Genomic DNA, 23,234 nt, shown 5'->3' on the forward strand with positions numbered 1-23,234 from the left:
TAACCAAATCCAGTTTAGCGGGCACTTTCGGGTGCCCGTTTTATTTTAAGAATGGCGGAGCAGCAGAAGCTATAAAGCCAAAGGCCGGATCGTTAAAAGATCCGGCCTTTTTATCATTAAAGCGGTTAAGCTTTATCCTATCTGAAGTTGTACTTGATACCAACAGTCCATGTTCTTCCGAAACCAGGATAAACGCGGTTGTTTTTACCAGAGCCATTGTCACCGATTTTGAAGTCGGTAGCAACAGTAGGATCATACTTAATGTCATCAGTAGATTCTGCGATATATTTTTTATCGGTCAGGTTGTCTACGTTCAAACGGATAGTGAACCTGTCTTTACCCCATTTGAAGTTGTAAGAGAGCATACCATCGAACAGGCCGTAAGAAGGCAGTTGCCAAGCTTGCTGACCTTCTTTAGTAGCATCTGTACGGTTTTCCGGAGTGAAATTGGCGTAAAGTTTAGTAGCATAGTAGTAAGAACCTCTCAGCCTTAAACCTTTTACGATTTCGTAAGTAGCGGCGAAGTTAGCTGTCGTTTGAGCAGCGTCACCTACTTTCAGTCCTTTGGTATAGAGGTTAACAGTACCGAGTTTTTCGTTGCTGTCGTTGAACACGTCGGTAACAACGTTGTTGTCGTATTTCCAGTTACCGAATGAAGCCATAGCCTGGATTTCGAGCTGTTGAATGGGATGGCTGTTCAGTTCAAATTCAACACCCTGGTGAATAGCAACCAGACCATTGATATTAGCCCTGTAAGTTAAGCCAGTTGCAGGGTCGGGGAAGTTCCTGATGATGTTTTTATCTTTCCACTCAGTACGGTAAAGGTTCACATTAGCGGCCAGGTATTTAGAACGGAAACCGTAACCCAGTTCGCTTGTGAAGATCTTTTCGTTAGTGATATTTTTTACGATATCAACGTTGTTGTTGTTAGGCCATACGGTGTTGAAGAAAGGCGCCCTTGTGAGGTAACCGATGTTTCCAAACACGTTGTGTTGTGCATTGATACGATAGTTTACACCACCTTTAACTGTATAAGCCAGGAAGTCTTTCTTCTCAGATTTCCACCTGGAATCAGTTTTCTTGTCGTACAGGAAGTGATCGATACGCTGATAGTTCGTATTGCTTAAAGAGCCGGCAGCGAAGATGCTGAAGCTTTTCACGTTATACTCACCAGACAGGTAACCGCCGACTTGTTTAACCAGACCATCGTTCGCATAGTCGATAGTACCGTTTTTATCGTAACCGGCTACGTATTTATTAGGGTTGTTTACGTCTTTAGTTTCGAAGTAAGCAGCAGTACCCAGGGCATCATCTACTCTGCGGTAGTGAATACCTTTATAGTAACGTAAGTCGAGACCCGCATTAACAGTGATAGCATTAGTGAAGTCATGTTTCAGGTTCACGATAGCGCCATACCAGTTGTGAGAGTTCATAGAAGCACGACGGATGATACCATTGTTAGAAGCGTCGGCTACGTATTGTCCCTGGTAAGCACCAGCAGTAGGCCATGCGGGGTTAGCAGTAGTAGTACCGAAACCAGCAGTAGCGAAACCGCTGTTCCAACGTTTGATATCGTCGAAGCGGATCAGGCCATTGGCGTCTTTAGCAACAGTGAAGCCAGTAGAGCCGTTGATAGTGCCGATAGGGCCGGTTCCACCACCACGACCGAGAGATGCATAAACTACAGCGCTCAGATCAGTTTTTTCGCTGATATTCCAGTAGTAGTTGATGTTAGCCACTGGTTTGTGGTAGAAGTTTTTGCTCCAGCTATATTCTTTGCCATTGAGGTAACCGTAAGAGTCGTTATACTTGTCGCCTCTGTTCACAACAGCAGTGTTGTTAGGGTTGCCGTACAGGGTTTCGTATTTGATAGCTGCGCTACGCTGGTTGTGCCATTGAGGCGCACCGGTTACAGTAGCAGTAAGGGTGTGGTGGCTGTTGATCTCCCAGCCCAGGGTAGCGAAATAGTTCCAGCCTTCGAATTTAGTTCCGTCTACATAGCCATCGCCACGTGTGTAAGAACCTAATACAGAGAGAGCCAGGCCATTTTTATTTTTACCGGTGTTATAACCGAAGGTATATTTCATGTAATTGTCGTTACCAGTGGTAGCAGAAACCTGACCACCTTTTTCCATTTCGGTAGCTTTTGTAACGATGTTGATGTTACCACCTACAGCTGCAACAGAGAGTTTAGAAGCACCAAGGCCTCTTTGAACCTGAACGTTGCTGGCGATTTCGGCCAGACCAGCCCAGTTACTCCAGTAAACCGCGCCGTTTTCCATGTCGTTTACAGGAACACCGTTCACCATTACGGCGGTGTTAGCCTGGTTGAAACCCCTAACGTTGATACGGGAGTCGCCGAAGCCACCACCGGATTTTGTAACGTAAGTAGAAGGAGTAACCTTCAACAATTCGGGGAATTCTTTATTACCGATCCTTTCTTCAATTACTACAGAGCGTAAAGTAGAAACGGCAACCGGCGTTTTACGGTCGATAGCGATGTTACTGCTTACAACCACTTCTTTCATTGCCAGCTGGCTAGATTCGAGGCTTACATCGCCAAGATCCTGACCTGCCTGAACACTGATAGTTTTAGGAAGAGATCCAATAGAGGAGATTTCAACGGTAGTGGCTTCAGCCAGTGGGAAGGAAAAGCTTCCGTCCGCACCTGAAATGTAACGAACTTCTCTACCTGACTTTTTTACTGTTAGGGTAGCGCCAGGGATACCTTCTTTGGTAACGGCATCAATGAGGCGGCCTTTTACGTGGGATTGGGCTAACATTGCAAGGGGAGCTAATAGCACGAATGCAATTAGCAGCAGTTTTCTCTTTAAAAGCATAAGAATGTTACTTTTTTTCAGCTGCAAAGAAAAGAAATAAAAAGTTTCCAATTTCAACATAATGTTAACAAACGGTTACGTAACCTATTGACATTTTGGTCTGGGAGGGTTATATTCTCCTGTTAACCTGTTAGTTAAAAGGCAATTACGGTAAAGCCGATGCTTCCCCGTATTTTTGCATTTCAATTCCGAAATATGCTGGATAGTATAGAAAGTGCACTTGACGACCTGAAGAAAGGAAAGCTTGTGATAGTAGTAGACGACGAAGACCGTGAGAATGAAGGCGATTTTGTTACGGCAGCTGCCAATGTAACCCCCGAGATCATCAATTTCATGAGCAAGGAAGGCAGGGGCCTGATCTGCGCTCCTTTGACCGAGGAAAGGGCCGACGAACTGCAGTTAAACCTGATGGTCAATAATAATACGGCGTTACACGCCACGCCTTTTACGGTAAGTATAGATCTTTTAGGGCATGGATGTACCACTGGGATCAGTTCTCATGACCGCGCCAAGACCGTTCAGGCGCTGATAGACCCGGCCACCACTCCTGCCGACCTGGGCCGTCCGGGGCATATTTTCCCCTTAAGGGCCAAGAACGGGGGCGTTTTGAGGCGTTCCGGCCACACAGAGGCCACTGTTGACCTTGCCAGGCTGGCGGGATTTGCGCCTGCCGGGGTATTGGTAGAAATAATGAATGAAGATGGCACCATGGCGCGTCTTCCCCAGTTAAGAGAGATCGCCAACAAGTTTGATCTCAAAATCATTTCCATCAAAGACCTGATCGAGTACCGTTTACAGACCGATTCTCTTATAGAGGAGATCGTTCGGGTAGATATGCCTACGCAATATGGTCATTTTAAACTGGTGGCTTTCCGGGAGAAAACGAATGGGGCAGAGCATCTGGCGCTTATTAAAGGGGAATGGACCAAGGAAGAGCCGGTACTGGCCAGGGTGCATTCCAGCTGTTTTACGGGTGATATATTGGGCAGTATGCGTTGCGATTGTGGTGAGCAGCTGCACAAGGCTATGCAACGGATTGAGGCAGAAGGGAAAGGTATTATATTATATATGAACCAGGAAGGCAGGGGAATAGGACTTGTAAATAAGCTGAAGGCCTATAAGCTACAGGAGGAAGGAATGGATACGGTGGAAGCAAACCTGCATCTGGGCTTTCCCATGGATCAGCGCGATTATGGTGTAGGGGCGCAGATCCTGCGTTATCTTGGCGCCACCCGCCTGAAGCTGATGAGTAATAATCCCCGCAAGCGGGCGGGACTAAAAGGTTACGGCATCGAAATTGTAGATATCGTACCCATTGAAATTTGCCCTAATGAGCATAATGAAAAATATCTCAGGACCAAAAGAGATAAACTTGGACATGAAATACTTTCCAACAAATAGCTTTTAGTGCATACTCTAAACCAAAAATAAATATATACCCAATGGCTTCAGACCTGTCTAAACTACTGCAGAAACAAAAGAACCAGATATTAGAGATATGGATGAACAAGCAGCTTGCGGATATAAGTTTGCGTGAAGACCTTTTGTCCAACGAAGATCTGCGGGAGCAATCCACAGAATTGCTGGATGCCGTTGTAAAATATATCGGAAAGAACAATACTGATGGTAACGCGGATGAATTCGACCCTGTATTCGAGATCTTGTCCGGGATATCGTTAAGCCGGGCCAAGCAAGGTTTTTCGCCCCGCGAAACCGGCATTTATATCTTCAGCCTCAAGGAGGCGCTGCAGGAAGTTATTCAAAAGGAATACAGTAATAATACCACGCTTTTATACGAGAGCTTCATTACGATCAATAAGCTGGTCGACAGTTTTGGCATTGTTACTTTTGAAACATACATCAAAGGTCGTGAAGAGGTGATACTGCGCCAGACAGATGAGATCACGGAAATCTCCACTCCCGTTATACGGGTATGGGACGGCATACTGGCATTGCCTATTATAGGAACGCTTGACAGTTCGCGTACACAGATCGTAATGGAGAACCTGCTCCAGGAGATTGTAGTAACCGGCAGCAGTATAGCGATCCTGGATATTTCAGGTGTACCTACGGTAGATTCGCTGGTTGCGCAGCACCTGATAAAAACAGTAAGCGCTACGCGACTGATGGGAGCGGAATGCATCATCAGTGGCATCAGGCCGGAGATTGCCCAAACGGTAGTTCACCTGGGGATAGACCTCTCCAATATTATTACAAAAGCTTCTCTTGCCAGTGCATTACATTATGCGTTCAGCATGTTACAACTGGAAGTAAAAAAGAAATCTATAAAAGCAAACCGGGTGTAGGACATGGACAGAATTCCTATTCTAAGAATGGGTCACTTTCTGTTGGTGACCATACAAACGGACCTATACGACAGGCTGGCACTGGAGCTGGAAGCGGACCTGGTGCAAATGGTGAATAAAACCAATGCCAAAGGGGTACTGATAGATATTTCAGCCCTGAGCATAGTGGATTCCTTTATGGGAAGGATCATTGGCAATATTGCCAGCATGTGTAAGATACTTGATGCCGAAACGATCGTAACCGGCATGCAACCTGCGGTAGCCATCACTTTAATAGAACTGGGGCTTGATTTAAAAGGCGTTCATACGGCTCTGAATGTAGAAAGGGGTATGGCGATACTGCAGGCGAAGATCAGGGAGCAGTCCGATATCAGCGAAGAGACAGACGACGAAGACGACGATGATTATCCGGATACTGAACGCTTTGAATCTTCTGATACATGATCCTCACACTCAACCAGGAGACCCTCCCTTTATATAAGGAGCAGGAGGTGATACTGCTTCGTAACCGGATCAAAGAGTATGCGGTTAAAATAGGCATGGGCCTGGTAAATCAAACAAAACTTATCACTGCTGCCAGCGAGCTGATGCGTAATATGCTGAAGTATGCTGCCGGCGGCTCCGTAAAAGTAGAAGCTGTTAGTAAAGGCAGGGAAACCGGCATCCGGCTTGTATTTACAGACAAAGGGCCTGGCATCCCGGATATTGCACTGGCGATGAAGGACGGCTATTCTACAGGCAAGAGCCTGGGAGTAGGCTTACCCGGAACCCGGCGACTTGTAAGTGAGTTTGATATCAAAAGCAAACCGGGAGAGGGCACTGTTGTAACAGTAATAAAATGGAAGAATGGCTAGAATGCACCATCAATTTTTTAATGTCGCTGACCGAAGCTACCTGGCCATCATAAAAAAAGATATTCATTCCCTTGCAGTACAGTTGCCGTTTTCATCGAACCAACTGGCAGAGATAGATATCATTGTTGCGGAATTAACCAGTAACCTGATCAAATATGCAAAAGAAGGACAGTTGCTGGTAAAATTAATTGATGAAGACGACAGGCAGGGAATAGAGATCTTAAGTATAGACCAGGGGCCCGGCATGTCGGATGTAAGCCGTATGCAGGAGGATGGCGTGTCTACCGGCACGTCCCTGGGCCAGGGTTTGGGCGCTATTAAACGGCTGTCGCATGAATTCCAGGTGTATTCCGTAAAGGGCTGGGGCACTATTGTACTTACACGGGTATGGACAAAAGCGCCGTCGTTTATTAAACCCAGGAAATTATTTGAAGTACAATCGGTAGTTGTACCCAAACCGGGAGAAACCGGGTGTGGCGATGGCATGGCGTATAAAAAGACGGGCAATCACCTGCTTATATTTTCCGGAGATGCTTTAGGTCATGGCGAGGATGCCGGGGAGGTGATGGAAAAGGCTGTAAAAGCATTTCATGACAGCCCTGAGACAAGCCCGGCAGCAACTTTGCGTTTCATGCATACCGAGGTGCGGAAAACACGCGGGCTGGTAGCATGCGTAGCTTCTTTCTCATTCAGAGAAAAAAAATGGACCATTGCCGGGGTAGGCAACATTAGTATACGTTCCGGCAACTTTGAATTTTCGAAAGGTTATTTTTCATATAACGGCATTGTAGGTTTAAATATACCTGGCAGTATGAAAGACCAGGAAATCATTTGTGAGCCGCATCAGCGGCTTGTATTTTGTTCTGACGGTCTTAAATCGAGATGGGAGTTGCCCAAACTGGCGGGCATTTATAAATATGATCCAATAATACTGGCAGCAGCTTTGTATAAGGATTATGCCAGGAATACAGATGATATGTCGGTTATCGTTGGCAAAATAAACGTATCGTAATGAAGGAAATCGCCAGGGTATCTCTGTCAAATGAAATGGACCTGATACTGGCTCACCGCCGGTCGATGAAGCTTGCCGAGATAGCAGGGTTATCTTTATCGGCACAGACTACATTTGCGACTGCCGTATCGGAGGTGGCGAGGTTAATCCTGGACCGGAGCCGTGAAGGCGTTTTAAAAGTAGGCATTTATTCCCTTGGCAGGGAGCAGGCCGTGGTGGCCTATATCTGCGACAGAAGAGCCGATATTTCCCTTAAAAATCCCGAGTTACAGAACGCCCGCAAACTGGTCAATAAATTCCAGATCACAACGACGCCTGAAGAGGTATGTATCGAGCTTTATTATAACATTCCGCTGCTGATCCGTAATATAGAACAGAAAATCAAAGACTGGCAGACGATGTTCAGCCAGGACCTTCCGGTATCGCCCTATGAAGAGATCAAGCGGAAAAATGAGCAATTGTTACTACTGGCGGAGAAATTAAAAGCCAGTGAAAACCAATACCGGACGCTTACCAATGCTTTGCCCCTGATCATTTTCACGCTCAACAGCAAAGGCCAGGTGGTGTACACGAATAACTGGATGCATACCTATACGGGTTATACGGCCGATCAGCTGAACGAAGAAAAGTGGCAGCAGGTAGTTCATCCCGAGGATCATCCTTCGTTCCTGATGATGCTGCAGAATGTAGCGGCGGCAGAGGGCGCGATCATTAAAACCCAATGCCGGATCAAAGATGCGCTGACGGGCAGGTTCAACTGGCATGTGATATCGGTATCGCCTTTACAGGAGGAGAGCAACAGTGACCTGTTCATAGGTTATATCGTAGATATTCATGCCCAGAAAGAGTTTGAGCAGGCAATGCGCGACAACCAGCATCTGAAGGAAATACAGCATAAGCTTACGCGCAATGAAATGGAGTTGCGGCATAATATCAACCAGCTCAACCGGAGCAATACCGAGTTGCAGCAGTTTGCCTATGTAGCCAGTCACGACCTGCAGGAGCCTGTTCGAAAAATGATCTTCTACAGTGACTATTTTCATAAGAACTATTCGCAACTGATAGATGAAAAGGGCAGTTTGTTCTTAAACAACATGCTGCATGCCTCGTACCGGATGCGTAACCTGATCAATGATCTTTTATCGTTCGCCAAAATACGGAAGGAAGACACCAGTTTTGAACCTGTAGAGCTTAATGAAATTGCATCGGAGGCGCTTCGCGATCTTGAGATAACCATTAATGATAAGAAGGCCAGCATTCATATAGCGCCACTGCCTGCCATCGAAGGCAATGCGATACAGCTGGTACAACTATTCGAGAACATTATCGCCAATGCGCTGAAGTATGGGAAAACGGATGTTGCTCCTGAAATACAGATACAGGCCAGGTTCACAGATGATCAGCAGGTACGTATCAGTTTTGCGGATAATGGCATCGGTTTTGAGACCAAATATCTCCCCAAAATGTTCACCTTGTTCCAGCGGTTACATGGTATCGGGGAATACGAGGGCACGGGCTTTGGGCTGGCCATTTGTAAAAAAATTGTTGATTTGCATAATGGAACTATTGATGCGAGCAGTACACCGGGAGCGGGCGCTGTATTTACGGTCACGCTTCCTTTGCTGCAATCTAAAAAAATAAATGGCGATGTCTTTGAATATTAAGATACTGCTGGCAGACGACGATAAAGAGGACCAGCTGATACTTTCGGATGCTTTTCACCAGATAGGCATCACGAATGCTGTTCATTTTGAAGACAATGGAGAAGGCGCGTTGCAGCACCTGGAACGTAGTTTCGAGGAGAACGTGTTACCCCAGCTTATCATACTGGACCTGAACATGCCGCGTATGAACGGTACACAAACCCTGCGTATTTTGAAGCAGGATGCGCGGTTCAAACATATTCCTATCATCATTTATTCCACTTCGCTGAACAACATCGAGCGTGACGAGTGCATCAGGCTTGGAGCGCATTCTTATATCATCAAGCCACTCACTTTCAGCGAGTATATTAAATCGGCGGAATACTTCTACAATTTATGCCTTCCTGCGCCTAACGAGCAGTAAGATGCAGACAACCTGTTATTGTCCGGCCAGGAAAACAGCATTTGCGAAGAGTAGCTTTCCTCCTTCCCAGAAATGGCGGAAAAGGGGGTTATCGGCCAGGTAAACGACGGTACCTTTTCCGAGTCCCTGCGCGCCAAAGACCAAACCATCTTTAATACGTGGTTTCAGGCGGCTTCCTACAAAGCCTGAAACGTAGTTCTCTTTTTTAAGGACGCCTACATTCCAGCCGTTCTTCAGGAAATTATATACTGTTGACTGCTGTTTAAGCGTATAGTAGCTGCCGCTGTAGCCATAAGCCAATGGATGGGAATCGTCGAGGTCGACCCTGAAAATAGCGCCGGGTATTGCTTCTGCAGCGCCGTCACGTTCCTGCTCGCTGAAACGGTGGAGCATGCTGTAGCTGCCAACAGAGTCATTGTCTTTTTCTTCTTCTTTTGGCTGGATGCCCCATCCTTCGTCCGACAGTCGCGCCACTGCCTGTTCTATTGCCACCAGCTTCCCTCCTTCTTTTACGAACGTCCTGAGCTTATCATTTACATTTTTATCGTTGAGGACGTCGTAATAGCCGTCGGGCATGATGAGCACATCATAATTCCTGAGGCTGAAATCGGCGAGATCGCGGGTATTGAGTAAAGTGACGGGATAATCAAGCACCTGGTCGAAGAAGGCCCAAACTTCGCCTGCGCCGAGCGAAGAAGTTTGTTCGCCTGTCAACAGTGCTACGCGGGGTGCGTGCAGGTAGTGAATGCCTGAAGAGCCGAAATCGGCGCCCTGGTCAACAAAACCACTTTCCACAGATTCGGGTTGCAGCTGGAAGTTGCGGCAAACTTTGTTGGTGACAGCGCTCCATTCAGGGATATTTCCTCCTTTCAATACCAGGAGGGTACCCCTTTCATAGACCTTATTTTTATACGTAAACGGTTTTTGAGCAAACCGCAGTCTTACTTTCTGCTGCAGCAAGGCAGCCATCGCCTGGGCACTTTGCAGGGAATTATAAGGAATGAGCAGGCCATAATTGCTGGTAATGTCGGCAGCAGGCGCCGGTTCGCCGGTTCTATTCTCCTGAATTTCAAGGCGTTCTTTAACGGCATAGGCTTTCAGGTTATAAACATAAGGTATTGCCCAGGCGGTAATATCGTAAGTCACCGAATCGTTAAGCCGGCTTCTGGGTTCGAACAATACCCTGAGCAGGTTACTACGTGGCTGGAAGGCAGTTATAGCAAGGTGTTCACCTTCGTCGCGGAAGCTTTCTTCTTTATCGGAAAAGTAGTTCAGGCCGCGGAACGATTTGGAAGCCAACTGACCATAGCGGATATCATTTGCATGGAGGAGCCGTTTCAATCCTTCCAGCTGCGCTTTGTTTTTAGTGGTCACCACATATGTTTTATACACGGCGTCTTTGGCGGCGGTGTTATCGTCGAAAAACTTTTTGTATTCGGTAACCAGGCGGGCAGCGTTTTTGGCGCTGATCTCGATGGTGGAAAGTCCTGCGGTGTAGTGGTGTGCAATTCTATCGGAGAGCGTTAATGTATCGCCGTCGCTTTTAACGATGCCAAGTCCTCCCCTGCTATGGCCGCCTTGTTCAAAGGTCATGCCTATGGCGCCGTTGTACATGGGATAGGTATCGCCGTAAGAGGGGTAAAAGAGGTCGAATTCTTCGCGTGTAAAGTAGAGCCACCCGTTGGCGTCGAAATAGCGGGCATTGTTTTTCCCGGACAGAACCTGGAACTCACGCTGCCAGGGTGTGATAACTTCGTGGAGCGGTTCGGCTGCGGGGGCAAAATAATAGGGAGAATTATAAAGCTGTTCGTGGAAATCGACATGCACCTGCGGCATCCACTCGTTGTATTTTTTCATCCGCTGCTGCGATTCTACCTGGGTTTGCCATGCCCAATCCCTGTTGAGATCGAAGTTGTAGTGGTTACTTCTGCCGCCGGGCCATGGTTCATCGTGTTCGCGTGACTGTGGATCGACATTGTATTTTCTGCCTACCACGCTGTTAAACCAATTCACATAGCGGTCTCTGCCATCGGGGTTGATGCAGGGATCTATGATCACTACAGTTTGTTTCAGCCATTCTTTGGTTTGTTTATTTGCGGGATCGGCGAGGGCAAACAAAGTTTGCATGGCAGCCTCTGAGGAAGAGGGTTCGTTGCCGTGTACGTTGTAACTAAGCCAAACGACTGCGGGGGCCTGCGTGGTAGCAGCAGCGTCTTTGCTGCTCCCTGCCAGTCTTAAGTTATTACGTTGTATTTCGCCCAGTTTTGCGATATGAGAGGGGTCGCTTATATATACGACGATCAATTCCCTGTTCTCCGTGGTTTTGCCATAAGATTCCACTTTCACCATATCGGGCCGGGCTGCTGCTACTGCCCGGCAATAGGCTACCACCTGGTGATGTGCGGTGTACCTGCTTCCTAATTTATAACCGAGGAACTGTTCCGGGCTTTGAACCGATTGCGCGTGGACGGTAAAAAAGCAACACAATAAAACGGAGAATAGAAATATTTGCCTCATAAACGCGATATGAAATAAAGGTGTAATATAGCTGATTTAGGAGTTTCATTCTTAGATTTTATGTAGGTTTGAGGAGCCTTTTGCATGTATGCAATAACGGGTGACAGAGAGACCAGTAAAAACATTGATATTATGAGTTTCGAACAAGGATTTCTCGCAGATATTACAAAGCGATTCCGTATCTATAAAGAGATGGGTGATAAAACCCTTGCACAGCTCAGCGAAAAGGAGCTGTTTTTCCGTCCCTCGCCGGAAAGCAACAATATTGCCATTATCATACAGCATATGTATGGCAGTATGTTAAGCCGCTGGACCAATTTCCTTACGGAAGACGGGGAGAAACCCTGGCGGAAAAGAGATGCCGAGTTTGAAGCTACGGAAGCTTCAAAGGCAGACCTGTTGTCGTTTTGGGCGGAGGGCTGGAAATGCCTGCTCGACACGCTTTCTTCCCTGAAACCTGAAGATCTCACCAAAACCATTTATATCCGTACGGAACCTTTGATGGCCTATGACGCCATATTAAGGCAGCTGGCGCATTATTCTTCACATGTAGGGCAGATCATCCTTCTGGGAAAAATGATCAGGGATAAAGACTGGCAGTCGCTTAGTATTGTTAAAGGCCATAGCTCGGAATATAACCAGTCTATGGGCATGCGTTAGCGGGAATTCCGCCGCTTGTCCGTTTTTTGGTATCTGATTTGTCAATGGTAGCTTATCTTTATTTTTTAGGGTTAAATCACGCGTCTTCTGAAGAAATTTCTGAAAATACTTGGTCGTATTCTCCTTACCCTATTGGCGATTCTGTTATTATGCTGGTTGCTGTTGCAAACAGAAACGGTTCAGAATTTCATCGTACGTAAGGTAACTGTCCGTTTGTCTAAAGAGCTGAACACGGAGGTGCGGATCAAGCATGTAAGTCTTACTTTTTTCAACAAGATGAACCTGGAAGGCACACTGGTGAGGGATCTTCAGAAAGACACCCTGTTGTATGCCGGCAAGGTGAAGTTGCGGATCACGGACTGGTTTTTCCTGAAAAGCAAGGCCGACCTGAAATATATAGGGCTGGAAGATGCGGTAGTAAAACAGTACCGGAAAGATTCCATCTGGAATTTCCAGTTCCTTATCGATCATTTTTCCAGTAACGACACGGTTCCCAGGCCAAAGCGGAAGTCGCAGTTGTCGTTCAATATCAAAAAGCTGGATCTCAAAAACGTATCGTACCTGAAGAATGACCTTTGGGTAGGGGAACGGATGCGTTTGAGGGTGGGCAGTCTTTTACTGGATGCAGATAATATTGATTTCAATAAAGGTATTCTGCAGGTGAATGAAGTGATGCTCGATAAACCATTCTTTACCATCGAGGATTTTGACGGGCTGCGTCCGCCCAGGCCTCCGCGTAAGAAAGGTTTGGATACGGGCATGTATTTTAACAGCGGGCACCTGTTTGTACAGGTTGGGAAGATAAAGATCACCAATGGTCATTTTGCGATTGGTGCAGAACACCCGGATTCGGACCCGGGTCTTTTTGATGGCGCCAATATTGTTTTTTCGAAGATCAACAGCGATATCACCGGCTTCAGTTTCATAGAGGATACGATGCGGGCCAATCTTGTGCTGGCAGCCAAAGAGCGGTCGGGGCTGGATGTAAAACAGCTAAAGGCTAAGTTCCGCTTTACTCCCCAGATCATGGAATTTGCGCGCCTGGATCTGCGCACCGGCAAATCACGTCTTCATAATTACTATGCGATGAAGTATAAAGACTTCAACAAAGACATGGGTGATTATATAGACAAGGTGATCATGGATGCTCATTTCAATGAGTCGGAGGTGAGCTCGGATGATATTGCTTATTTCGCGCCGGAACTGCGTAACTGGAAGCAGCTGGCGCTGATGAGCGGTAAGTTCAACGGCACTGTCGCCGATTTTTCGGTTAAAGATCTTTTTGCCCGGACGGGTAATGTTTCGTTTATAAAAGGCAACCTGTCTATGAAGGGACTTCCCTATATCGGGAAGACCCAGATATCGTTTACCAATGGTCTGTTACAAACCAATTATCAGAATGGCGTAGCCTTATTACCTGCGTTAAAAGAAATAAAGGAACCCAACCTGGCTGCGCTGGGGACCGTTCAATACAAGGGTGATTTCAATGGTACCATCTATGATTTCAAGACGATAGGCAATGTTACTACCAGTTTGGGTGGTGTGTACACAAACCTGAGCATGAAATTCCCTGCGCGCGGCGAACCGTCATATGCGGGTTCGGTGATCACCAAACAATTTAATCTTGGAAAATTCATCGAGCAGCCTATGCTGGGCAGGGTAAGCTTCGACGGGCAACTTACCGGTTCGAGCTTTTCGATGAGCCGGTTAAAGACGGAGCTGAAAGGGCATTTCAGCGAGCTTGAATTCAATGATTATGCTTACAGCGACCTGGTATTCGACGGCACGATCGAGAAGCGTTTTTTTAAGGGAGCGTTTAAATCGAATGATACCAATTTCGGTTTCACCAGTAATATACAAATAGACCTGAACGATTCTGTTCCGAGGATCAACCTGCTGGGCGACCTTGTTAATTCGAATCTGAAGGCATTGAATTTCACCAAGGCTGATTTTCGTCTTACCGGGTTATTTGACCTTGACTTTGCGGGCAAGAACATCGATGATTTCCTGGGATCGGCCAAAATACTGAATGCCACCTTATCGCACGATACCAGTCATTTAAGTTTCGATTCATTAACAGTCACCGCCTATACCGATACCGCCAACCGCCGTGTGCTTACTGCGCAGAGCAATGAATTTGATGTAAGCCTGCGCGGGCAATATAATATCATGGACCTGCCGAACAGCTTCCAGCTGTTCCTGAACAAGTATTATCCAGCTTATTTTAAAGCGCCTGCCGTAACGCCCAAGAACCAGCGTTTCATGGTTTCATTAAAAACACGTGCGTTCGATGACTATGCGCGGATCATCGATTCCAGGTTATCGGGCCTTAACAATGCCCTTCTGATAGGTGGGATCAATACCAGGGATTCAGGCATCTTTTATGTGCGTACGGAGGTTCCTTTTGTAAAGTATGACAAGTATCGTTTTGAAAATGCGAATTTTCAGGGACGTGGTGATTCTATAAAGCTGCGTTTAACGGGTACACTGGACAAGGCTTATATTGGCGACAGTCTTTTCTTCCCCAATACTTCCATTGCCATTAATTCGGAAAAGGATCATTCTGTTATTAAGTTAACCACCAGTGCGAATACCACATTAAATGCCGTAGAGCTTAATGCCGATGTGTTCACGCTCGAAGATGGTGTACGTATTAATTTCCAGCCATCGTCGTTCGTGGTGAACAACAAATCGTGGACGCTTGAAAAAGAAGGAGAGCTGGTGATCCGGCGCAATTTTGCATCGGCCAGGAATGTTCGTTTTACGCAGGGTTTCCAGGAAATGAACATTGAAACGGAGGAAGTTGAAGGCGGCAATCACTCGAACCTGGTGTTAAGGCTGAAGAATGTGAACATAGGCGACTTCACGCCACTTATCACAAAAACGCCGCGCCTCGAGGGTGTTGCCAATGGCAGTGTGCATGTAAGCAATTTCTTTGAGAAGATAAATATCAATGCCGACCTGCAAACGGAGCAGTTCAGGCTGGATGATGATTCGGTGGGAGTAGTGATGTTGCGGGGAGATTACAATGGCAGCACGGGAATGGCCAGGTTCAATGTACTTTCGGACAATGAGAAATACAAGGTTGCAGCCCAGGGCACCTATAATACCAAGGACTCTGCTGGTTCGCCTCTTGCTATAGAAACCGACTTGAAAGATACCAGGGTAACCATCTTAAACCGTTTCCTGAACGGGCTGTTCTCGGAGATCACCGGGCAGGCATCGGGTAAGCTAAGGATAAGCGGCAATCCTGCTACCCCGGATTTAAACGGCAGGCTAACGCTAAGGAAAGCCGGGCTGAAGGTCGACTACACCCAGGTATATTATTATATAGACTCTGCGATCGTAAATTTTGATAACAGTGGTATTGATTTCGGCGAATTCACGGTAAGGGATAACCGCAACAACAAAGGCACCGTAAAAGGTAAACTATACGAAAGAGGGTTTGAGAATATGCGGTTTGATTTCGACATGAGCACCAATAAGCTATTGGTACTGGATACCAAACCGCGCGATAACCAGCAGTTTTATGGCCAGGCGATAGGCAGGGCTACCCTTTCGCTGAAGGGCCCCCTGGAGAATATGCGGATGACGATCACCGGAGAGGTGAACGATACTACCCATATCTATATTCCCAGTTCTATCAACAAGGAAACAGCGGAAGCCGATTTCATCGTCTTCCGCAAGTACGGTACGGAGATGCAGCAGCTGGAGAAGAAAGCCGGCAATACCAAGCTTAGCATAGACCTGGACTTAACGGCAAACAACCAGGCTACCATTGATGTGATACTCGATGAACTTGCGGGTGACGTTATTAAAGCCACGGGCAGCGGCCGTTTACAGATAAGTGTTCCGGCTACCGGGCCTTTGACGATGAAGGGGCGTTATAACATTGAAAGAGGTAGTTATGATTTCAATTTCCAGTCTATCATCAACAAACCCTTCCTGCTGCTGGAAGATGCGGGTAACTATATAGAATGGAATGGTGATCCTTATGATGCCAATCTTCATATCGATGCACAGTACATTGCAGAGCGGGTGTCGTTAAACGAGTTGCTGAGCAACCAGGCATTGAACCTTAGCAGTGCGAGCGGATCGTTGCGTGGCTACCGTGGCGAGGTATATGTCATTGCAGCGTTACGCGGTAAGTTAAGCCGGCCTGATATCGGGTTTAAAATAGACTTCCCTCCTACCAGTGTCATCAAGAATGACAATGACCTCATATTGCTGATGAACCGCCTGCAGAGCGATGACAATGAGATGCTGAAGCAAGTGACTTATCTTATCGTATTCGGTTCCTTTGCTTCTTATGGTGAAGCGAGGACGAATACGAATGTAACATCTTTAGGCCTTAATACGATATCACAGAAGATCACGTCGGAGTTAAACAAGCTGGTCTCCAACTTCCTGGTAAAACTTACGGGAGATAAAAGTCTCCAGTTCGACGTAGGCACTTCGGTATATAGCAGCGCAAGTTTATTTGGCGGGCAGGATGTGGGGGCCAACAAGGTAGACCGGCAGAATGTGAATCTTAAGATCAACAAGAGCCTGCTCGACGGCAAGCTGATCATCAGTTTCGGTGGTGACTTCGATTTCAATCTTAGTAATGCGCAGGCTGCCCAGGCGGGTAATTTCCAATGGTTACCGGATCTGAGGGTTGAAATTGTATTATCGAAAGACCGCAAGCTTCGTGCGGTTGTGTTTAATAAAAGCAGTCTTGATGTGAACTCCGGTGTCAACTCTTCCGGTCTTGGAAGGAGGAACCGGCAAGGGGTGAGTATTTCTTATACACGTGATTTCGATCGTGTATTTGGAACGAAACCCAGGCGGGTAAAGGTGCCTGAGCCGGCTGAGCCAGCGAAAGTGGATGGGGGGAAATAGATATCAGAGGGCAAACCTTGAGAGCCTCTCAACAAGTTTCAATTTCACACAGGATTATTTTATATTAAAAAACATGAGAACATTAGCATTATTAGCCATCTGTATAACATTTGCTTTGCTCACCAGTTGTGAGCAGACGCAAAACAATTCAACAGAACAGGCACAGATCAATTCCAACAAACCCGCACAAGACAGTGCTAAGCAGCCAGCCAACGACTCTGCAGCGCAGGCTCAAAACAATACTGAAGAAAAAGCAAACCAGTTGTTAAAGGAGTTTTATACGAAGTATATTACAGCCTTTGCTACGGAGCCTGCCGGTCCTGAGAATGAAAAGAAAATAAAAGAGTTACAGAAAGAATACTGCACAGCAGCATTTTTTAAGAAAATTCCAGGCATCATAGAGGAATCAGAAGCTGATCCATTTTTAGATGCCCAGGACAGTAATATTGCTTACCTGGAAACATTAACTATTGAAAAAGGAGCAGCAAAGGATGAATATATTGTCTCTTATATTCCAAAAGAAGATAAAATTATTGTTCATGTCACAGTAGTTAAAGAAGGAGATAGTTATAAAATAGATTCAGTAAAGTAATTTCGTTTCTTCTCTTCAAATTAGTTCAACAATATTAGCAAGCTCTTTCAGTAGGAAGCCCCGATGTTCTTCAATGGTAGAAGCCTTATTAAGTTATTTATCACCTCGTAGCATTGTCTTAACAAGCGCTAAATCATACCAATTCTCATTTGGCAGACAGCTTTGTACATCGATAGTTACAGATTTTGACCGACTGCCCGCAGACAGCCATTTGTAAAAACATTGTAGTGGCTATAGCAATTCGATTTGTATTGCCTGTACATTATGGCCTCCCGCCAGTAATGGTGCCACCGGCAGCTTTGCACCTATCTCATTTATGATTCTATGAAATAAAGGCAGAAATGCTTCTTTTCGAGACAATACAAAATCGGCGTACGGGCATTTTTTCAGTATTTCGAAATTGTTACGCAAACGTTCCCAAAAAGCCGGGGGTTGATGGGCAAAAAAAATAGATTTCGTTGAAAAATAACGGAAGATTATTGAATTTCATCCAATTAGAGAAAACGCTAACATACGAACAAGTGTAAGTTTTATGCGTAATTTTGAATTTCAAAGTTTGTATCGCGTATGTCACTTACATCCACTATTGCGCTCCCTGTTACGGGGCTGACCGAAAGCGGTATCACCTGCCACCAGGTGCATTACCAGTTAACACCAGAGGAATTAACCGCGCAGGCGGTGCAACGCCAGGAGGGCGAGCTTAATGATTCCGGAGCGTTGTGTATCAATACCGGTGAGTTTACCGGTCGCAGTCCACAGGACAAATTCATTGTAAAAGACATTATCACAGAGGACACTGTGAACTGGAACCAGTTCAACATTCCTATCGGCGAGAAATATTTCCACCAGTTGAAGGCCAAAATGCTGGACTACCTGAATGCGAACGATGAAATATGGGTAAGAGATTGTTATGCATGTGCCACACCTGCTTTCCGGTTAGGGATCAGGGTGATCACGGAGTCGCCCGCGGCCAGTTTGTTTGCCCATAATATGTTCCTGCGTCCTGCGGAGGAAGAACTGGAGTATTTCAAGGCAGAATGGCAGGTGATACAAGCGCCCGGCTTCAAGGCAGATCCTGCTGTTGACGGCACGCGCCAGCACAATTTTGCTATCATTTCGTTTGTACACAAGACCATATTGATAGGCGGTACAGGGTATACCGGTGAGATCAAAAAGGGGGTTTTTACTATTCTCAACTACCTGTTGCCCCAGTTCAAGGATATCCTGAGTATGCATTGCAGCGCCAATATGGGCAAATCGGGTGATGTTGCTTTGTTCTTTGGATTGAGCGGTACAGGTAAAACCACTTTAAGCGCCGATCCGAGCCGCAGGCTGATCGGTGATGATGAACATGGCTGGAACAAGAACCATATTTTCAATTTCGAGGGTGGTTGTTATGCGAAATGTATTGATCTGAGCGCAGAGAAAGAGCCGGCTATATTCCGGGCTATCCGTTCGGGAGCGCTGGTAGAGAATGTTGGTTTTTATGAGGGCACGCAGGAGATCGATTTCTCGAACCGTGCCATTACAGAGAATACGAGGGTAAGTTACCCTATTCATTATATTCCTGGTTCTGTTGAGCCCAGTATTGGCGGCGTTCCTGCCAATGTATTCTTTCTTACCTGCGACGCATATGGGGTATTGCCTCCTATCAGCAGGCTGAATGAGGCGCAGGCCATGTATCAATTTATCAGCGGTTATACCGCACGTGTGGCAGGTACTGAAACTGGAGTAACCGCCCCCAAAGCAACGTTTAGCGCGTGCTTTGGCGCTCCTTTCCTGCCATTACACCCTGCTGCCTATGCCGAGATGCTGGGCAGAAAAATGAAGGCACATAATGTGAATGTATGGCTGGTGAATACCGGCTGGACAGGTGGCCCATATGGCACCGGTAACCGGATGTCGTTAACGCATACCAGGGCTTTGATCACCGCTGCTTTGAATGGCACGCTGCAAAAGGGCAACTGGGAGAAGGATCCTGTGTTTAACATGGACATACCACAGTCTTGCGCCGGCGTGCCGCAGGAAATTTTAAACCCACGCAGCGCATGGGCCGATAAAGTTGCCTACGACGAAGCTGCTGCGCAGTTGGCAAAGTTGTTCAACGAGAATTTCTCGAAATATGCCGACAGAGTACCCGCTGAAATTTTAATCGAGGCACCTTTGGCAGTTTAAATAATTTGCCTACATTTAACAACTTGATTTTTCAGTTTTTGCTGAAAAACATATAAAACGGCCTCTTCGATTGCTATGACATAAAATAAGAACTCCGCTCAAGGGCGGAGTTCCTTTTTATAGCTATATCTGTTTTGTATCGCTTTATGGCCTTTACCGGCACCGGCATATCGGCATCGGTTGTTGTTATGTAAATGGCGCCTGTTTCTCCTTATTTGCACAACACTTTATTTACACAGCACTTTATTTGCGCAACACTTTAAATTCTGTGCGGCGGTTCTTTTGCCGTCCTTCAGGATTATCGGAGCCATCGTCGTTGGTGTTTGGCGCTACGGGCTGGCTATCGCCGTAACCTGCTGCTTTGAGGCGGCCGGCGCTGATGCCTTGTGTTACCAGGTAGGCCACTACATTATTTGCACGTTGCTGGGAGAGTTTCTGGTTGTATGCTTTGCCGCCGGTGTTATCGGTGTGGCCGCTGATCTCGATCTCCATGGAAGGATTATCTTTCAGCATTTGCACCAGTTCATCCAGCGCGGGTTTTGATTCGTCGAGGATGACGGCTTTATTCAGGGCATAGAATACATGTTCGAGCACCTTCACCTCGCCTGCTTCGGGAACGGGCGCTATTGCGGTCAGGCACAGGTCGGGGTTGCGCAGCAATGCTGAATCCCATGAGGCCTGGCTTTGAAATAAAAGACTTCCCTGCTGGTACGAAGGCGCTTCGGCTGTAGCCTGCAGCGTTGCTGCTTTTGCCGGTGTAAACTGATAGCTGCCATCGTCGCCGGTGGTAACCGTAGACAGTTTGGACTGATGTGCGGCATCCCATATGCTAACACGCACACCGGACAATGGCGCTCCTGTTTTACAATCTTTCACGAGGCCGGTTACCTGCTGCATTTGCGGCGCTTTGCGGATGGTAAATAATTCGAGGCAGCAGGCGCTGGTACGATCGGAGCTTAAGACAACGGCAGACTGCCATGACTTTGTACCGGGAGCTACAGCAAAATAGAGATCGTCTTTCGCGGAGTTATAGGGATAGCCGATGTTTACAGGCTCCGCCCATGTTTCGCCCTGCTTTTTAGTGCTGTAGACATCGAAACCTCCCATGCCGATACGGCCGTTGGAAGCAAAGAAAAGCGTTGCACTGGCTTCATGAAAATACGGGGCTTGTTCATCGGTAGCGGTATTGATGGCTGCGCCCATGTTTTCTACTTTAACGGGTTCGCCGGAGGCATCGAGCTGTGCGCGCCAGAGGTCGTAACCCCCATAACCGCCGGGCCGGTCGCTGGCGAAGATCAACCACTGTGCATCGGGCGTAAGATAGGGCTGCTGGTTGTTTGTTCCCTTGCTGTTTACCATCGCGTTTAAGGCAATGGGATCGGACCAGCCATTGCCATTGCGTTTACAGCGGTAAATGGCGGCGGACTTTTGTTTTCCGATGGTAGTCCAGCGCGTGATAAGCATGGTTTGCCCGTCTTTGCTAATAGCAGCAACGCCCTGGTGCTGATCGTTGGATTGCGTTAATTCCAGTTTGTTTACAGACACGGGAACAGTATCGCGGTAGACTGCTTCGTATAACCTGTTATGGTGGAGTTTGTTTTTTGCAGCTGTGGCATCGGCACGGGTAGAGGTAAACACCAGGGTGGCAGCGTCTTTCCATACGGGAGCATAGCTGGCGCCTTCGGTATTCATGATAGCGGGTGCGGCTGCCACGTGGAATAAAGCAAGATCGCTGCGCTGCAACTGCTGCCGGATAAAGTCGAGGGATGCCAGTTCCTGTTTGGCTTTGGTCACGTAAGAAGAGGCGGCACTATCTTTATAATTATTTATAAACAAACTAAGATAATCTGCTGCTTCGGCGTATTGGCCTTGTTTCTTTAAAGTTTCCCCATAGTGAAAGAGGGCCAGCGGGTGTGCATTTTTACCGGCGTCGGCTACCTCTTTGTAGTAGGGCGCTGCTTTTGCGTAGTGCGTTAGCAGGCGATAACTTTCGGCGAGGTGGTAAACAGCATCGAGGTATTTATCGCTGCCATCGCGTTTTTTAATGGCGAGGGAGGCTGCACTATAGGGGTCGAAGCTATCGGCATCTTTATCTTTTTTTCCGGCAGCGAGGTATTTCTCGTAATAGCTGCTGGCAGAGGCGTAGTCGCCTTTTGTATAGAAGTTATTGGCGGCGTCGAGGTATTGATAGCTAAACTGCGCGTGCAGGGTTATTACGCCGGATAATAAGGTCATGCTTAGTAAAAGCCTTTTCATATATAAGTTCTCCAGGTTTGATAGTTGATGAAATGATTACAACCGCGGGCAAACGAATTCCACTTCTTCGGTCTTTACTTTGCGGCGGATAACTGTGCTGAGAGAGATCTCGAAGCTGTTAGCGCCTTTGGCTATTTTACCAAGATCGGAAGTATTGATGTCGTAGCTGGCACCCAGTACCCAGTTGTTATAGTTGACGCCTACGAAGGGCGACAAAGCATCGCCGAAGCGGCAGTTGGCGCCTATCATTACATCGGTACCGGGGGCGGCCTGGCATTGCACGTAAGCGCCGAGCATTTTTTCGGTTGCTTCGCCCTGTTTCATATAAAGGGCATTGGGTGTGATGCTTGCTCTATCGGACAGCATGATCCTCACCCCTGCGTGGAAGTTGTAGCGCATGGCCAGTTTCGCTTCCTCGGAGCCATCGATGAAGCGGTCGTTAGGGCGTGTAAGGTGCGCTACCGAGAAACCAGCGAAGAGGTTCATTTTCTTACCGGGTGTGGCGTCGAAATAAAGAGCGCCTGCCCCTGCATCGAAGTTTGTTTGTGCGCCTCTTACAAACGTTTCGCCACCTGTACCGGGGTTATAACCTGTAATGGCATTATACTGGTTACCGAATGTTGCTTTAGAGAAATCGAATTTCTTTTGGATCAGGCCGGCCTGTAAACCCAGGTTGAGCCGGTGATAGCCATTCTTACCAAAACGCACGCCTGAGAACGACATGCTGCCATAAGCGGTGGTATGACTAAAGCCGCCATCGCCGGCAGACTGGCGGAGTGCGCTTATGCCGAAAGCGGTACTGGATGTGGCATTGAAATCGGCAGCAACACCGGGTGTATTAAACGCGGGTGCAATACTCCCCCACTGGCTGCGATAGATGCCCGATACGCGGACATCGCCATCGAACACACCTGTAAGGGCTGGGTTTAACCAGGCGGGATAAATGTAGTACTGAGTGTAATGCGGATCCTGTGCCTTCGCATGCTGTAAAACTGCGCCAGTAAGCAGCAGTAAGAGGATGGTTTGTTTCAGTTGTTTCATTTCTTATAAGCTTTAGTCGGAATGTTTGTTTTA

At 47.1% G+C, this 23,234-nt stretch carries 15 protein-coding genes; 11 read left to right on the forward strand and 4 right to left on the reverse strand.

Translation table 11 applies throughout. The annotated features are described in order from the left end of the window. Positions 1 to 137 precede the first annotated feature (137 nt). Positions 138 to 2,783: a TonB-dependent receptor gene (locus tag ESB13_RS11745; protein WP_164974185.1), complete on the reverse strand. Its 2,646-nt coding sequence runs from the start codon at positions 2,781 to 2,783 to the stop codon at positions 138 to 140. Positions 2,784 to 3,035: 252 nt separating this feature from the next. On the opposite strand from ESB13_RS11745, the gene ESB13_RS11750 reads away from it, so the two are divergent. From ESB13_RS11750 to ESB13_RS11780, 7 genes are read left to right on the forward strand one after another with little or no spacing between them, the layout of a single operon-like run. Beyond that, entirely contained in the window at positions 3,036 to 4,241 is a 1,206-nt protein-coding gene (locus tag ESB13_RS11750; RefSeq protein WP_129003494.1) for a bifunctional 3,4-dihydroxy-2-butanone-4-phosphate synthase/GTP cyclohydrolase II, read from the forward strand. Between the two features lie 41 nt (positions 4,242 to 4,282). Next, a complete protein-coding gene (locus ESB13_RS11755; protein WP_129003495.1) occupies positions 4,283 to 5,146 on the forward strand; it encodes an STAS domain-containing protein in 864 nt (287 codons plus the stop codon). Positions 5,147 to 5,149: 3 nt separating this feature from the next. After that, positions 5,150 to 5,590, forward strand: a complete 441-nt coding sequence (locus tag ESB13_RS11760) for an STAS domain-containing protein (protein WP_129003497.1) — start codon at positions 5,150 to 5,152, stop codon at positions 5,588 to 5,590. Then, positions 5,587 to 6,000, forward strand: coding sequence for an anti-sigma regulatory factor (locus ESB13_RS11765; protein ID WP_129003499.1), 414 nt, complete (start codon positions 5,587 to 5,589; stop codon positions 5,998 to 6,000). The genes ESB13_RS11760 and ESB13_RS11765 overlap by 4 nt, the downstream gene beginning before the upstream one ends. Continuing rightward, entirely contained in the window at positions 5,993 to 7,012 is a 1,020-nt protein-coding gene (locus ESB13_RS11770; RefSeq protein WP_129003501.1) for an ATP-binding SpoIIE family protein phosphatase, read from the forward strand. Before ESB13_RS11765 ends, ESB13_RS11770 begins: the two co-directional genes overlap by 8 nt. Further along, complete coding sequence (locus tag ESB13_RS11775; RefSeq protein ID WP_129003503.1) at positions 7,012 to 8,676, forward strand: ATP-binding protein; 1,665 nt, start codon at positions 7,012 to 7,014, stop codon at positions 8,674 to 8,676. Before ESB13_RS11770 ends, ESB13_RS11775 begins: the two co-directional genes overlap by 1 nt. Continuing rightward, positions 8,660 to 9,079: a response regulator gene (locus tag ESB13_RS11780; protein WP_164974186.1), complete on the forward strand. Its 420-nt coding sequence runs from the start codon at positions 8,660 to 8,662 to the stop codon at positions 9,077 to 9,079. The genes ESB13_RS11775 and ESB13_RS11780 overlap by 17 nt, the downstream gene beginning before the upstream one ends. Positions 9,080 to 9,094: 15 nt before the next feature. On the opposite strand, the gene ESB13_RS11785 is transcribed toward ESB13_RS11780, so the two are convergent. After that, positions 9,095 to 11,596, reverse strand: coding sequence for a M14 family metallopeptidase (locus tag ESB13_RS11785; RefSeq protein ID WP_129003507.1), 2,502 nt, complete (start codon positions 11,594 to 11,596; stop codon positions 9,095 to 9,097). 132 nt (positions 11,597 to 11,728) lie between these two features. On the opposite strand from ESB13_RS11785, the gene ESB13_RS11790 reads away from it, so the two are divergent. The 4 genes from ESB13_RS11790 (at position 11,729) to pckA (ending at position 19,904) form a co-directional block, all read left to right on the forward strand. Then, positions 11,729 to 12,256, forward strand: a complete 528-nt coding sequence (locus ESB13_RS11790) for a DUF1572 family protein (protein WP_129003509.1) — start codon at positions 11,729 to 11,731, stop codon at positions 12,254 to 12,256. Positions 12,257 to 12,418: 162 nt separating this feature from the next. Then, positions 12,419 to 17,137 (forward strand): translocation/assembly module TamB domain-containing protein, encoded by a 4,719-nt coding sequence (locus ESB13_RS11795; RefSeq protein WP_129003511.1) that lies wholly within the window; start codon positions 12,419 to 12,421, stop codon positions 17,135 to 17,137. A gap of 73 nt (positions 17,138 to 17,210) precedes the next feature. Beyond that, a complete protein-coding gene (locus ESB13_RS11800) occupies positions 17,211 to 17,729 on the forward strand; it encodes a DUF3828 domain-containing protein (protein ID WP_129003513.1) in 519 nt (172 codons plus the stop codon). A gap of 567 nt (positions 17,730 to 18,296) precedes the next feature. Continuing rightward, positions 18,297 to 19,904: a phosphoenolpyruvate carboxykinase (ATP) gene (pckA, locus tag ESB13_RS11805; RefSeq protein ID WP_129003514.1), complete on the forward strand. Its 1,608-nt coding sequence runs from the start codon at positions 18,297 to 18,299 to the stop codon at positions 19,902 to 19,904. 243 nt (positions 19,905 to 20,147) lie between these two features. On the opposite strand, the gene ESB13_RS11810 is transcribed toward pckA, so the two are convergent. Together ESB13_RS11810 and ESB13_RS11815 are read right to left on the reverse strand one after the other, a co-directional pair. Then, positions 20,148 to 22,160 carry an OmpA family protein gene (locus ESB13_RS11810; protein WP_129003516.1) on the reverse strand — a complete coding sequence of 671 codons (2,013 nt, stop codon included), beginning with the start codon at positions 22,158 to 22,160 and terminating at the stop codon, positions 20,148 to 20,150. A 36-nt stretch (positions 22,161 to 22,196) separates the two neighbouring features. Further along, positions 22,197 to 23,201, reverse strand: a complete 1,005-nt coding sequence (locus ESB13_RS11815) for a PorP/SprF family type IX secretion system membrane protein (protein WP_129003518.1) — start codon at positions 23,199 to 23,201, stop codon at positions 22,197 to 22,199. Positions 23,202 to 23,234: the final 33 nt, after the last annotated feature.

The sequence above is a fragment of the Filimonas effusa genome, from assembly GCF_004118675.1.
GTDB lineage: Bacteria > Bacteroidota > Bacteroidia > Chitinophagales > Chitinophagaceae > Filimonas > Filimonas effusa.